Raw genomic sequence first — 12,385 nt, forward strand, 5'->3', positions numbered from 1 at the left:
GACCGGATCGCCGTGCTCGTCGGAGGCGGGCGGCGAGACGACGGGGACGTATCCGTGCGCCAGGAGCGTCGCGACCAGCTCGCCGCGCACCGTCTCGATCCTGCCGCTGTGATCGTCGCGCACGACCACGGTGCGCCCGTCGACCACTGCTTTCTGTCCCTTCTTGCGCCGGGTGAGCACCAGCCCGCCGTCGAGGCCGGTGAGGCCGACGGCCGGGATGCCCCTGCGCAGCAGTTCGCTGACGAGTTTCGGCTTCACCGAACCGGCCAGGGCGAGCGTGACCACCTCCAGGGTGGCCCGGTCGGTGTGCCGGGCCGACACGCCGTCGGGTGAGACGAGACGCCGCTGCGGTACGTCCAGTTCGTCCGCGAGCCGGTCGATCTCGGCCGATCCTCCGTGTACCACCACGAGACGGTGGCCGTCCTTGACCAGGGCGGCGATGTCCGCGCAGACGGCCTCGGCGTTCACCTCACTGTTGCCGCCGCACTTGACGACCACCAGCTGGGGGGCGCCCATAGGTCTCCTTTCGCGGTCCTCACACCGGGTGCAGCCCGGGGAAGGACAGTCCGTACGATTCGGGCCAGCCCATGCGCACGTTGAGGCACTGCACGGCGTTCCCCGCGCCGCCCTTGACGAGGTTGTCCAGGGCGGCGACGACCACCAGCCGCCGGGACGCGTCGTCCCACGCGTGGCCGATGTCGCAGAAGTTGGAGCCGAGCAGGATCTTGGGCTCCGGGTAGCGGTAGGTACCGCGCTTGTGGGCCACCAGCCGGACGAACGGTTCGTCCGCGTAGGCCTCCCGGTAGGCCGCGCGGACGGCCCGCTGGTCGGTGCCCTCCGGCACCTCGGTGTGGCAAACGACCTGGACACCGCGCACCGCCTCCACCCCGGTCGCCGTCATCCGGACGTCGAGGCCCGTGTGCCGGGCCGCCTCGGCCTCGTGCCGGTGGGCCGTGGGCGCGAAGACCCGCAGGGCGCCGCTGCGTTCGGCGTGCAGGTTGGAGTCGCCGGCGGAGGCTCCCGAGCCGCTGGAGCCGGTGCGCCCGTCCACCAGGACCGGTGCGGCGGCGAGCCCGCGGGCCGCCAGGGGGTGCAGGGCGAGGACCGCGGCGTTGGCCATGCAGCCCGGGACGCTGATCAGGCGGGCGGTGCGCAGCCGGTCGCGGTGCAGTTCCGGCAGGCCCGGGACGAAGGCGTCCAGCAGCTCCGGGGCCTCGTGGGGCACCCCGTAGTAGCGCTCGTACACGTCCGTGTCGGGCAGCCGGAAGTCTCCCGAGAGGTCGATCAGCAGATCCGTCCGGTCCGCCCAGCGCCGTACGAGGTCCATGGTGGAGCGGTGCGGTGTGGCCAGCAGGACCACGTCGCAGCCCTCCGCCTGTTCGGGCGTGCCGAAGGCGAGGTCGGTCGCGGAGCGGAGATTGGGGTGGACGCTGTCGATCCGTTTGCCCGGGAAGCGCGAGGACACCGCTGCCGTCAGTTCCACCTCGGGGTGGCCGAGCAGCAGCCTCAGCAGTTCGCCTCCGATGTAGCCGGCGGCACCGAACACCGCGGCCCTGATCATGCGTCCACCCCCAGGACGAGGCGGTCCACGATGATCTCGGCGACGTCGATCCGGCCCGGGTGCGCCGCCTGGAACCCCCTGAACTCGACACCGTGGTTGACTTCGAGGACGTGGAGGCCGCCGCCGGAGTCCTCGACGAGATCGACGCCCGCGATCCGTGCCCCGGTCTCCCGGGCCGCGGTCGCCGCGAGTTCCGCGATGTCGTCGGTGAGTTCGCAGGGCGTGGTCACCGCGCCGCGCGCCACGTTGGTCCGCCACCCGTCCGACGTCCGGTACATGGCGCCGACCGGTGTGCCGCCGACGACGATCACCCGGATGTCCCGGTCGGGCTTGTCCACGTAGCGTTGCAGATAGACCAGCTTGGCCAGCGGCGACGGCAGTGCCTCGCTGTACTCCAGCAGGGTGCGCAGCGCGGCGGCGTCGGGCAGCAGCGCCACCCGCCTGCCCCAGGAGCCCACCAGGGGCTTGAGGACCACCGGATAGCCGATCTCCGCGGCCGCCTCCTCCGCGGCCTCGGCGGTGAGGGCGAGGGCCGCGGGCGGCGTGGGGATCCCGGCCGCGCGCAGTGCCAGCGAGGTGCGCCACTTGTCGCCGCAGGTCTCGATGGCCGTGGCGGAGTTGAGGACCGGGACGCCGGCGGCCTCGAAGGTGCGGGCCGCGTACAGGGCCTTGGTCGCCGAGATCTCGCGGTTGAGCACCAGGTCCCAGGGGGGCGGAGCGTCGTGCAGATGGTGCCGCACGGTCCGCGTGTCGATCGTCGTACAGGGGATTCCCCGGCGGTCCAGGACCTCCAGGATGCGCTTCTCCTCGAAACGCATCCTGGAAGCCAGCAACGCCGTCCGGGGCGCTGTGGAGGAGGCCACCTGGTTACTCTCCCCAGTCCTCTTCGGCCTCGGGGGCCAGCGCGAGCAGGAGCGGCGAGGTGGTGACCACCTCCAGCTCGCTGCGGCACTCGGGGCATTCGATGACCTCGCTGGGCCGGACGGCGTCGCCGACGTTCACCGGGCCGTCGCACTCGGGGCAGGTCTGGGTCGCGGTCGTCATGAAGTTCCCTTTCTCTGTGGGGCTTTGATGTGTCATCAGTGAGTTTTGACGTGTCGTCAGTGGCTTTCGAGCACGGCGGTCACGGCGGCGGCGGTCCGCGCGCCGGTGATGCCGTAGTGGTCGAGCAGGTGCTCCTGGCTGCCGACGGCGTCCGAGAACTTGTCCGGCATGCCGATCCGCAGCACCCGGACCGGCCGCCGCTCGGCCAGCGCCTCGCAGACGGCGCCGCCCAGACCGCCGCTGCGCCAGTGCTCCTCCACGGTGACCACGAGCGAGGCGCGCTCGGCGGCCGCGAGGAGGGTCTCGGTGTCGAGGGGCCGCAGGGTGTGCATGTTGAGCACGGCGGCAGAGACACCCAGGGGGGCCAGGAGCTCGGCGGCCTCGCCGCAGGCCGCGACCGGATGGGGTCCGCAGCCGACGAGGACCACGTCGGTGCCCTCGCGCAGCCGCTGGGCCCGTCCGACGACCACCGGCTCGTCGCTCTGCACGGCCGGCGTCGCCTTGCGGCCCAGCCGGACGTACAGCGGGCCCGGCAGGCCGAGGCTCTGCTCGACCACGGCCGCGGTGGCGGCGGCGTCCGCGGGCACGACCACCGTCATGGTGGGCAGCGTCCGCATGACGGCCAGGTCCTCCAGCGCGTGGTGGGTGGGGCCGAGATGGCCGGCGGCCAGTCCGCCGTGGGTCGCCATGATGCGTACGGGCAGGGCGGGATAGGCGATGTCGACCTTCACGGCCTCCAGCGCCCGCGCACTGGCGAACCCGGCCATGGTGTTGACGAACGGCATGCGGCCGCCGAACGCGAGACCCGCGGCGATGCCCATCAGGTTGTGTTCCGCTATGCCCAGGTTGAGGTACCGGTCGCCCGCCGCCTCGACATGGTCCGGACCGAACAGCCCGGTGTCGGTGTCCAGGCACATCAGCCGCGGATCGGTGCCGAGCAGCGGGATCAGCCGGTCGCGGTAGGCCTCGCGGGTCACCGCGGGTGCCGCTGTGGTGGTGGTCACCTGGTGTCGTCCTTCCTGCTCCGGCCCAGTACCGCGCGGGCCCGGGCGTGGTTGCGCTCGGAGAAGGTGACGTAGTGACTGGCGGTACGTCCTTCCAGGAACGGCAGGCCGCGGCCCTTGACGGTGCGGGCGATCAGGACGCTCGGGCGGCCCGGCTCCCACGGTGTGTCGCCGAGGGCCCGCACCAGGGCCTCGAGGTCATGGCCGTCGGCCTCCCGCACGGCCCAGCCGAAGCCGCGCCAGCGGTCGGCCAGCGGTTCCATGGCGGCGATGGAGTCGGTGGCACCGGTCAGCTGGAGGGAGTTGCGGTCCACCACGGCGACCAGCCGGTCCAGTCCCAGCGAGGCGGCGCCGACGGCCGCTTCCCATACGGAACCCTCCTGCAGTTCGCCGTCGCCCATGAGGACGAAGGTCCGGGCGGCCGTGCCGTCCAGGCGTGCCCCGAGCGCGAAGCCGCATCCGAGCGCGAGGCCGTGGCCGAGCGATCCGGTGGCCGCCTCGACCCCGGGCACCGCGCGCACCGGATGGCCCATCAGCCGGCTTCCGGGGCGGCCGTAGGAGGCGAGTTCGCCGACCGGGAGGAAGCCGCGCTCGGCGAGGGTCGCGTACAGGCCCACGGCCGCGTGCCCCTTGCTGAGGACGAAACGGTCCCGCTCGGGTGCCTCCGGCCGGGCCGGATCGACGTTCATGACGTCGAAGTAGAGGGCGGTCATGATGTCCGCGGACGAGTAGGCACCGCCGAGATGGCCGCCCTCGGGCCCCGCGCACATGTCGGCGACGTGCTCGCGGATGCGGGTGGCCCGCTCGCGCAGGGCGCCGGTTCCGGCCGCCGCCGGACTTGCCGTGGCCGTCATGACCTCACCCCCGCGAACCCGGCGACCACGTCGAGGTTCTGCCACGTCTTCTCGAAGGCGTCCGCGTACCGGTCCAGGAGTCCGCCGCTGCCGGGGTTGAGATGGCGTTTCTGGAGGGTGAGCGAGTCACGGATGACCGCGCGGGTGACGGGATGGCCGTCGCCGTCCGCCGCCGAGGAGGCCGCGCCGTCCTCGATCGCCGCCCAGGGATAGCCGCGGCCGAAGCCGATCCGGTCCCGGAAGACGGTCTGGTCGGGCAGCGGCATCAGCTGGTACCGGGACATCGGCACCCCTTCGGCCCTCAGCACCCGCCGCAGGGCGTCGCGGAAGCGTTCGGGGGCGATGCCGGGCAGGCCCGCGGCCGCCGGGTCGAAGCGGAACCGCAGGATGTGCCAGACATGCGTGGCGCCGGGCGGCGGTGTGGGCACGGTCAGGCCGGGCAGGCCGGAGAGCCGGTCCAGGAAACGGGTGATGTTGTCCTGACGGGACCGCTCGTAGCCGTCGAAGCGGGCCAGCTGGGCCCGGGTGAAGGCCGCCTGGAGGACGTTCATCTTGTGGTTCCAGCCGAGCCGGTGCGAGATGTAGTCGCGGTCCCGGCCGCTTTCGATGTCCTCGCCGAACTGGCGCGCCCGGCGCGCGGCCGCCGCCAGGCCCGCGTCGCCGGTCACCAGCAGACCGCCTTCTCCGCAGGTGGGGATGTTCTTGGTGACCTGGAGACTGAACGCGCCCAGGTCTCCCAGGCCGCCCACCGGACGCCCCCGGTACAGCGCGCCCGGCGCCTGGGCGGCGTCCTCGACCACGGCGAGACCGTGGCGGCGGGCCAGTTCGGTGATCCGGTCCATGTCGGCCGGGGCGCCGTGCAGATGTACGGGGATGATCGCGGCGGTCCTGGGGGTGATGCGCCGCTCGACGTCCGCCGGGTCGAGGTTGAAGGTGACGGGGTCGATGTCGGCGAAGACGGGCACCGCCAGGTTGTGCAGCGGGGCCAGTCCGGTGGCGATGAAGCTGAGCGCCGGGACGATGACCTCCGCTCCCGGTCCCACGCCCAGCGAGGCGAGGGCCAGCGAGAGCGCCGCGGTGCCGTTGGCGACGGCCACGCAGTGGTCGAAGCCGAACCGCTCGGCCCATTCGCGTTCCAGGAGGCTCACCGGCGTCTCGCCGTCGGTGTCGGAGACCAGCCGCCCGCCGTCCAGCGCGTCGAGCACCGCCTTGCGTTCGTCGTCCTGGATCACCGGCCACTCGACCTGGCGCCGTTCCGGTGGCACGGCGGCCGTGCCGCCCAGTACTGCGAGCTTGCTCATGTCGTCCTCTCGTGGTCGGGGAAGCGGCTGTTCACAGGGCGCTCAGGGCCCGCCGCACGGATTCGACCGCCGCGGTGTGCCGCCACCGCAGTACGCCCGCGTGCCGGCGCAGGTCGTCCGCCGCGGCGGCCGGGTCGTCGAGTCCGTGGGCCGCGGTGATCCGCAGCGGGGTCCACGCGTGTGCCACGCCTTCCACGGCGCGTCCGGCCGCCGCCAGCTCCGGCACGTCCCACGCGGCTCCGCGGTCGCGCAGCAGCTCACCGTGGAGGGCGGCCTGCGCCTGCATGCCCCAGCCGAAGGGGTACAGCTCCTGCAGTGCGCGGACCTCACCGGCGCGGGCCCGGGAGGTCAGTTCGCGAAGGTAGCCGTCGAGGCCGGGCAGTCCGGCGAGAGCGGCCGTCGTACCGGGGTCCTCGAACCGCTCCAGGTTGGCCCGCAGCCAGCGGGCCAACCGCTCGGGGTCCGGGTCGGCGCCACCGGAGCCGACCGAGACCGAGAGGCAGCGCCGGCTGATCCGGGAGTCGCTGAAGAAGGCGTCCTGGTGGTCCTGCGGATTCGCCGAACCCCAGCTGCGCAGGAAGTCGTCGAGCGGTATCGGCCCCTGGAACGCGGGCGGCATGGCGTCGGACACGTGGACGAGCCCCCGCTGCTCGTCCAGGCCGTACACGATCAGCAGATGCGCGGCGTGGACGTCGCCGAAGGCGGGCCTGAAGGGGAGGTGGTAGTTGTCCACGGCGGTGATGACCAGCCGCTCCTGAGCCAGGGCAGCCCGGATCTCGCGCAGCGGATCGGCCGGGTCCGCCGGGCACCACCAGGACGAACTCACCTCGTGGTACGGCAGCAGGCTGCGGCCCAGGTCACCCGGGTGACGGCAGGGGTAGTAGAACTCCTCCGACCGGACGTCGCCGGGAACGTAGCGGAACTCCCAGCCGGCTCCGAGTGCGTACAGCGGGTTCACGCCCGCCCGGGCCAGCACCGACGCGAACGTCGACTGGAGGCAGCTGACCGGGTCCCGGTACCACAGCACGGGTGCCTCCAGCACGAGTGCCCCGGGCCGCGCGGACGTCAGGGAGTCACTGGTCACGGCCGGCCTCCGGGGCTGCGGTGCCGGGGGGCTGCAAGGTGGCGGCGAAGACGTGGACGGCGGCGTTGGGCGGCAGCCGGAACCCGCTCAGGTCCGCCCGGCGGGTGACCGGGACCCGCTGGGACCACAACATGGCCGAGAGGCTCTGCTGCACATGGTGCGGATAGTGCATCACCGGGGTCGCGAAGGCGGTCCGCTCGCCGAACCACGGCGGCGCGGCCCAGAAGTCCGAGACGCGTATCCACTCGGTGTCGACGCTGCCGTCCGCGAAGTGCATCTCCACCACGTCCTCGGCACGCCGTTCGGACGCGGCCAGCAGATGCAGCCAGTCGAAACGGCCCGCCTCGACGGTGACGAACTGCCCGTCGCACCGCACGTTGTCGTCCCCCTCCCCCACCCGGGGGAACCGGAACGGAACGTCGTCCACGGTCACCAGGGCTCCCGATGCCGGCAGGTGTTCCGCCGGGAACGAGTTGCCCCAGACGTTGAAGGCCCCGCGTGAGGTGTGGTCGGCGGCGGAAATACCGACGTTGTTGACGTGCGGCGCCAGATCGACAGTGCGCATGATCACTCCCTCTCATTTCCATCTCATTTCCATGGATTCAAACATCCGCGAATCCCGGGAGTCCTCCGCCGGATGATTACTTCGCCCTGACAGTTTCGGCGCCCCGAAATCGCGGCACGGCCAGCATCCTGATGATTCTCCGGTGGCCGTGGGAATTATCCGGAGCGTCCGCCGAATCCGCGCATACCGCGCGAGGCGACGAAGGGCCCAGTTGGGGCCGTAATCATCACGATGACGGCAGACAGCGGCGGACGGACCGGCGGCGAATTCACCCTTCAGCGGCCCGCACCCGCGGTGCTACGCTCCGAAAAAATATCTCCCGAAAGATCTCGTGAGAGATATCAGGAAAGATCAGCCGGACGATGACGGAAGGCGCGACCATGAGCGACGCCACGACCGAGGAGCCACGCATCATCGCACTGTGGAGCGCACCTCGATCGCGTTCCACCGCTTTTCTTCGCATGATGATGGAGCGCGAAGACCTCACCACACTTCACGAGCCCTTCTCACACCTGTCGGACTTCGGGTCGACCGAGGTGGCGGGACGCGCGGTCCGGACGGAAGCGGAGCTGATCGAAGCCGTACGGGAGCTGTCCCGTACCACTCGCGTCTTCTTCAAGGACACGACGGACTTCCGTTTTCCGCGGGTACTGGAGGACCGCCGCTTCCTGACGGAGGCCAGGCACACCTTCATCATCCGGCGGCCGGAAGAGGTCATCGCCTCCCACTACGCACTCGATCCGGAGGTCACCGCCGACGGCATCGGCTTCGGCCGGCTGCACGAACTGTTCGAGGCGGTGCGGAAGGCGACCGGGAGCGCTCCGGGGCCGGTGGTGGACTCCGACGACCTGCTCGACCACCCCGCCGAGACCGTCCGGGAGTACTGCTCCCAGGTCGGACTTCCCTTCCGGCCCGACACGCTGAACTGGTCGGGCGGGATGCGCGAGGAATGGCTCAGGGCTCCGAAGTGGCACGAGGACGCGGGCCGCAGCGCCGGCTTCACGCGCACCCCGCGGGAGTACGAGTTCACCGTCGACAACCATCCGGTGCTGGCGGCCTTCCACCGCAGTCAGCTGCCGTACTACGAGGAGCTGTACCGGCACCGCCTGTCGCTCCGCCGCTGACACCCATGCCGCCGTCGGCGATGCGGCCGTTGACACTCATGCATGAGTCATGCATCGTTGATGGTATGGACGGTCGGACGGAGAACCTGCTGGGCGCCCTGGTCACCGCGCTCGGCGACGCGCAGCGGACGGCGAGCGAGGGCGCCTCCGGACAGAGCGGGGCCACCCCGGCCGCGCTCACCTACCTGCTCCAGGAACCGGGCGCGGGTATCGACCGGCTCGCCGGACCCCTGGGCCTGACCCAGTCCGCCGCCACCCGCCTGGTGGACCGTCTGGAACGCGACGGCAAGGCACGGCGGGAGCCCGGGGCCAATGGCCGAAAGGTCTCCGTGTTCCTCACCCCGGAGGGGACCCGTGAGGCCGAGCGGGTACTGGAACTGCGCGGCGGCCTCATGAGCGATGCGATGTCCGTGCTCAGCCCACGTGAGAGAACGGTGCTGACCGGTCTCCTCGAACGCATGCTGGCCCACCTGACAACCGACGCCGATCACGGACAGCGCATCTGCCGTATGTGCGCCCTGGCCGACTGCCCCAGGCAGTCGTGCCCGGTCGACACCGCGGCCGTCGCCCGGACGAAAGGACCGTCATGAACGGGAGCTTCCGGCTCCGGCCGGCCCACGGCAAGCTGCGACTCGGCGCGGTACTCGGGCTGCTGGCCGTCACGGCCGTCTGGGGTGCCACGTTCCTGGTCGTCAAGGACGCCACCGAGGGCATGCCCGTCTTCGACTTCCTGGCCTGGCGGTTCGCGCTGGCCGCGGCGGTGATGGCCGCGGTCCGCCCCTCGGTGGTCCGGCGCCTGGACCGCGGGACGCTGGGGTGCGGCGCGGCGGCCGGTTTCCTGCTGGGCATGTCGTACATCCTGCAGACCCTGGGTCTGCAGAGCACGTCGGCGGCCGTCAGCGGGTTCCTCACCGGCCTCTTCGTGGTCTTCACGCCGCTCCTGGCCCGGCTGGTGTTCCGTCAGCACCTGTCCCCGCTGGGCTGGACGGCGGTCCTCACCGCAGCGGCCGGCCTGGCGCTCATCACGCTCAGCGGCGTCTCGTTCGGCTCGGGGGAGGCGCTCACCCTGGCGTGCGCCGTCTGCTTCGCGCTGCATCTGCTGGCGCTGGGGCGCTGGTCACCCGGGCGGGACGCCTACGCGCTCACCGTGGTCCAGTTGGCGACGGCCTCGTCGATGTGCGTCATCGGCGCGCTCCCGCACGCCCATGGCCTGCGGCCTCCGCAGAGCGGCAGCGCCTGGACGGCGGTCCTCGTCACCGCGGTGCTCGCCTCGGCCTTCGCCTACATGGTGCAGACCTGGGCGCAGTCGCATGTGACGGCGACTCAGGCGGCGGTGGTCCTCACCATGGAGCCGGTCTTCGCGGGGCTGTTCGCCGTGCTGGTCGGCGGCGAGCGCCTGACCGTCTCCACCCTTGCCGGCGGCGCCCTGGTGGTGACGGCGATGTTCCTGATCGAGGTTCCCGGCCAGTCGTCCGAGGAGTCGGGCGAGTCCGGCGAGTCCGGCGAGTCCGGCGAGTCCGGCGAGTCCGGCGAGTCCGGCGAGTCCGGCGAGGCGTCGGCCGGCTCCGGCACGGAAGGGCCCCGGAGCGATCAGAGCAACCCGCAGTTGTGTGCGAAGGAGACGAGCTGAGCACGGTCCCGCACATGGAGCTTGTGCCTCAGACGGTAGATGTGCGTGCGTACGGTCGCCACGCCGATGACGAGCTTGGCCGCGATCTCCTCGATCGGCAGCCCCTCGCCGACGAGCACGAGTATCTCCCGCTCACGCGGGGTCAGTGACTCCACCTGGGGATCGAGGCGCGGCGCCGGCCCGAAGCCCTGGCTCCTGAACCAGCAGACCAGCTTCCCGGTCACCTTGGGGGCGAGCATGACCTCACCCCGCGCCGCCGCCCTGACCGCGGTGAGAAGCTGTTCGCGCCCGGTCTCCTTTTCGAGGAGGGCTATCACTCCGGCCCGTAACATCGTCTCTATGATCCGGTCGGTCAGCTCACTGGTGAAGACGACCACGCGGGGTCGCTCACCCCGTTCCTGCATGCTTTCCCGGATCACCCGGTGAACGAAATCGATGCCGTCCATGCCCTCCGGGTTGAGGTCCGCTATCAGAACGTCGGGGCGTAAGGAGCGGGCCATGACGAGGCATTCGACGGCATTTCCGGTGGTGGAAACACTCGCCACGTCCGGCGCCGAAGACAGGAGGACCTTGAGACCGTCCCGCACAACCGGAACCGAATCGCACACGAGCACTTTCATTCCCATTTCACCGCGTCTCCCGGTTCCTCCACAGGGATTTCTTCCGGTCACCGTATGATCAGAAGTTACATGACTGCAACCAAGTAACGGCAAAGCCGCACAATTCCGCCAAAAGGCACGCCTGATAAAACTCTCCGTGCCAAAGGATTACGGCAGTTTGCCGCGCTCTCCTCCCTTGATCGCCGCGCCTCCACGGTCGTTGCGGACTGCCGCCGGATATCGGCTTCCCCGCCCCATCGACGGCACGCTCCTCGCTCCGAACAAGCGACCCCGCAGGCACTCGCACCGCAGAAATCAGGCCATACTGCCGGAACGGACGGTCAGGCAGGTCCACCGGCTCCGCGCGGTACCGGTCCGCCGGCCGGCTACCGGAATTCCGACCGAGGTTGTGGAGGCAGTCGTGTGGGAGCCCGTTGACGTGGTGTGTCACCAGTGCCGGATCAAGCTTGGGCTGCTCGACGCCCCGGTTCCCCGAAGGGCGTGGTGGACGTTCCTGTACGAACACGACTACCACCCGGTGGAACTGCTGTGGGAGCACTCCGAGGCCCACGAGCGGATCGACATCGACTACATCGAGGTGGACAGCGACATCCTGGGCGACCCCTCGTTCGCGGAGTACGCGGGCGAGTGGCCGGGCCGCCCGCTCGCCCTGCACCCCCGGCCGGTCGCCCGTGCGGTGGCCGGGATCGTGCTGCGTGCCCAGGACGCCATGGACGCCCGCGAGTGGCGGGACGCACCGGGTGACGCGGCCGTGGCCGAACGGATCGTGCGCTCCATGGGCTTCGCGCCGCCGCCCGGGGAGGTCGTCGACGACACCGCCGTACTCGCCCGGCTGGCCGCGGTGGAAGCGGCGCTGGAGCAGCTGCGCCGGGCGGCCTCCGAACCGCTCGGCGAAGACTTCGGCACACTGTTGAAAGACCTTCTGCACGCCCTGCCGACCCGCGAGGATCTCCCGGCGGACGAACTGCGCGCCGAGAGCGGCCCGCTGGCCTCCCCCCGGCTCTGGGACGCCGAACGGGCACTGCGGCTGATCCAGCACCTGCTGTGGAGGATCACCCCCCGTCAGACCGCCCCGAGGTGACGGTGCCCGTGGTCGAGCTCTTCCTGGGCCCGTGAGGAGGCCTCGCCTCCGGGCCGGTGGGCAGACAGACCGACGGGCCGGGGCTCTCCGAGGAGAGGCCCCGGCCCGTCGGGCCGATCACCGCGGCACCGGTGCTGGCCGGCTGCCGCCGAAGGCGGTGCTCAGCCCGTCCGCCCCTGCTCCGTGCCGGCCGTCGGCGGGACCACTCGCAGGTTCGCATCGGGCTGCACCCAGGACAGGTCCGCGCCTTCGAGATCGACGACGGCGTGCCAGCCGGGGGACAGTTCGGAGAACTCTCCGAACGGCGCCCGGTGTATCCGGACCACCCGGGCCGGGGGAGTCCCGGCATCCACTGGGCTGTCCACCGGAAGCACCGAATCGCCGGGGAAGACACTCCGCCCCACACTGACGCAACGGGCGTGGCAGACCACCCTGTTCGCCGAGGGCCGCTCGTACACGAGCTCCACTTGCAGCAGGCCGACGGGCTCGGTACCGCTCATTGCGAGGATGCCTCCAT

General features: G+C 71.2%; 15 protein-coding genes. 4 read left to right on the forward strand and 11 right to left on the reverse strand.

Going from position 1 to position 12,385, the window contains the following annotated elements:
* From ACWGKQ_RS33425 to ACWGKQ_RS33465, 9 genes are all read right to left on the reverse strand, one after another.
* Positions 1-516: amino acid kinase family protein (locus ACWGKQ_RS33425; protein WP_453295762.1), on the reverse strand; the 516-nt coding region annotated here is incomplete at its 3' end.
* A 19-nt stretch (positions 517-535) separates the two neighbouring features.
* Positions 536-1,561, reverse strand: a complete 1,026-nt coding sequence (gene argC / locus ACWGKQ_RS33430; protein WP_453295763.1) for an N-acetyl-gamma-glutamyl-phosphate reductase — start codon at positions 1,559-1,561, stop codon at positions 536-538.
* Complete coding sequence (gene lysX, locus ACWGKQ_RS33435) at positions 1,558-2,424, reverse strand: lysine biosynthesis protein LysX (RefSeq protein ID WP_453295764.1); 867 nt, start codon at positions 2,422-2,424, stop codon at positions 1,558-1,560. Before lysX ends, argC begins: the two co-directional genes overlap by 4 nt.
* 4 nt (positions 2,425-2,428) lie before the next feature.
* Positions 2,429-2,605: a lysine biosynthesis protein LysW gene (locus ACWGKQ_RS33440; protein ID WP_453295765.1), complete on the reverse strand. Its 177-nt coding sequence runs from the start codon at positions 2,603-2,605 to the stop codon at positions 2,429-2,431.
* Positions 2,606-2,661: 56 nt separating this feature from the next.
* Positions 2,662-3,609 carry a transketolase family protein gene (locus ACWGKQ_RS33445; RefSeq protein ID WP_453295766.1) on the reverse strand — a complete coding sequence of 316 codons (948 nt, stop codon included), beginning with the start codon at positions 3,607-3,609 and terminating at the stop codon, positions 2,662-2,664.
* Entirely contained in the window at positions 3,606-4,463 is an 858-nt protein-coding gene (locus tag ACWGKQ_RS33450; RefSeq protein ID WP_453295767.1) for a transketolase, read from the reverse strand. Before ACWGKQ_RS33450 ends, ACWGKQ_RS33445 begins: the two co-directional genes overlap by 4 nt.
* Entirely contained in the window at positions 4,460-5,764 is a 1,305-nt protein-coding gene (locus ACWGKQ_RS33455) for a DegT/DnrJ/EryC1/StrS family aminotransferase (protein ID WP_453295768.1), read from the reverse strand. Before ACWGKQ_RS33455 ends, ACWGKQ_RS33450 begins: the two co-directional genes overlap by 4 nt.
* A gap of 31 nt (positions 5,765-5,795) precedes the next feature.
* Positions 5,796-6,848, reverse strand: a complete 1,053-nt coding sequence (locus tag ACWGKQ_RS33460; protein ID WP_453295769.1) for a BtrH N-terminal domain-containing protein — start codon at positions 6,846-6,848, stop codon at positions 5,796-5,798.
* On the reverse strand, positions 6,838-7,413 hold the full coding sequence (locus ACWGKQ_RS33465; RefSeq protein ID WP_453295770.1) for a hypothetical protein: 576 nt from the start codon (positions 7,411-7,413) through the stop codon (positions 6,838-6,840). Before ACWGKQ_RS33465 ends, ACWGKQ_RS33460 begins: the two co-directional genes overlap by 11 nt.
* Positions 7,414-7,793: 380 nt before the next feature.
* Between ACWGKQ_RS33465 and ACWGKQ_RS33470 the strand changes: the two genes are divergently transcribed.
* The 3 genes from ACWGKQ_RS33470 to ACWGKQ_RS33480 all read left to right on the forward strand — a co-directional run bounded on the left by ACWGKQ_RS33470 (position 7,794) and on the right by ACWGKQ_RS33480 (position 10,167).
* A complete protein-coding gene (locus ACWGKQ_RS33470; RefSeq protein ID WP_453295771.1) occupies positions 7,794-8,537 on the forward strand; it encodes a sulfotransferase-like domain-containing protein in 744 nt (247 codons plus the stop codon).
* A 65-nt stretch (positions 8,538-8,602) separates the two neighbouring features.
* The gene (locus ACWGKQ_RS33475) at positions 8,603-9,127 is read left to right on the forward strand and encodes a MarR family winged helix-turn-helix transcriptional regulator (RefSeq protein ID WP_453295772.1); all 525 of its coding nucleotides are present in this window, start codon (positions 8,603-8,605) and stop codon (positions 9,125-9,127) included.
* On the forward strand, positions 9,124-10,167 hold the full coding sequence (locus tag ACWGKQ_RS33480; protein WP_453295773.1) for a DMT family transporter: 1,044 nt from the start codon (positions 9,124-9,126) through the stop codon (positions 10,165-10,167). Before ACWGKQ_RS33475 ends, ACWGKQ_RS33480 begins: the two co-directional genes overlap by 4 nt.
* Here the strand turns inward: ACWGKQ_RS33480 and ACWGKQ_RS33485 are convergent.
* Positions 10,128-10,787, reverse strand: a complete 660-nt coding sequence (locus ACWGKQ_RS33485; protein WP_453295774.1) for a response regulator — start codon at positions 10,785-10,787, stop codon at positions 10,128-10,130. The genes ACWGKQ_RS33480 and ACWGKQ_RS33485 overlap by 40 nt on opposite strands.
* A gap of 400 nt (positions 10,788-11,187) precedes the next feature.
* Between ACWGKQ_RS33485 and ACWGKQ_RS33490 the strand changes: the two genes are divergently transcribed.
* Positions 11,188-11,868, forward strand: coding sequence for a hypothetical protein (locus tag ACWGKQ_RS33490; RefSeq protein WP_453295775.1), 681 nt, complete (start codon positions 11,188-11,190; stop codon positions 11,866-11,868).
* A 161-nt stretch (positions 11,869-12,029) separates the two neighbouring features.
* Here the strand turns inward: ACWGKQ_RS33490 and ACWGKQ_RS33495 are convergent, their stop codons facing one another.
* Complete coding sequence (locus ACWGKQ_RS33495) at positions 12,030-12,368, reverse strand: hypothetical protein (protein WP_453295776.1); 339 nt, start codon at positions 12,366-12,368, stop codon at positions 12,030-12,032.
* Between the last annotated feature and the right edge of the window lie 17 nt (positions 12,369-12,385).

The organism is Streptomyces sp. NPDC054770, assembly GCF_053611985.1.

Excerpts from the sequence above, each read along its gene's own strand:
- argC (WP_453295763.1), bottom strand. The coding sequence starts at position 1,561 with ATGATCAGGGCCGCGGTGTTCGGTGCCGCCGGCTACATCGGAGGCGAA.
- ACWGKQ_RS33440 (WP_453295765.1), bottom strand. The coding sequence starts at position 2,605 with ATGACGACCGCGACCCAGACCTGCCCCGAGTGCGACGGCCCGGTGAAC.
- ACWGKQ_RS33450 (WP_453295767.1), bottom strand. The coding sequence starts at position 4,463 with ATGACGGCCACGGCAAGTCCGGCGGCGGCCGGAACCGGCGCCCTGCGC.
- ACWGKQ_RS33455 (WP_453295768.1), bottom strand. The coding sequence starts at position 5,764 with ATGAGCAAGCTCGCAGTACTGGGCGGCACGGCCGCCGTGCCACCGGAA.
- ACWGKQ_RS33465 (WP_453295770.1), bottom strand. The coding sequence starts at position 7,413 with ATGCGCACTGTCGATCTGGCGCCGCACGTCAACAACGTCGGTATTTCC.
- ACWGKQ_RS33470 (WP_453295771.1), top strand. The coding sequence starts at position 7,794 with ATGAGCGACGCCACGACCGAGGAGCCACGCATCATCGCACTGTGGAGC.
- ACWGKQ_RS33475 (WP_453295772.1), top strand. The coding sequence starts at position 8,603 with ATGGACGGTCGGACGGAGAACCTGCTGGGCGCCCTGGTCACCGCGCTC.
- ACWGKQ_RS33480 (WP_453295773.1), top strand. The coding sequence starts at position 9,124 with ATGAACGGGAGCTTCCGGCTCCGGCCGGCCCACGGCAAGCTGCGACTC.
- ACWGKQ_RS33485 (WP_453295774.1), bottom strand. The coding sequence starts at position 10,787 with ATGAAAGTGCTCGTGTGCGATTCGGTTCCGGTTGTGCGGGACGGTCTC.
- ACWGKQ_RS33495 (WP_453295776.1), bottom strand. The coding sequence starts at position 12,368 with ATGAGCGGTACCGAGCCCGTCGGCCTGCTGCAAGTGGAGCTCGTGTAC.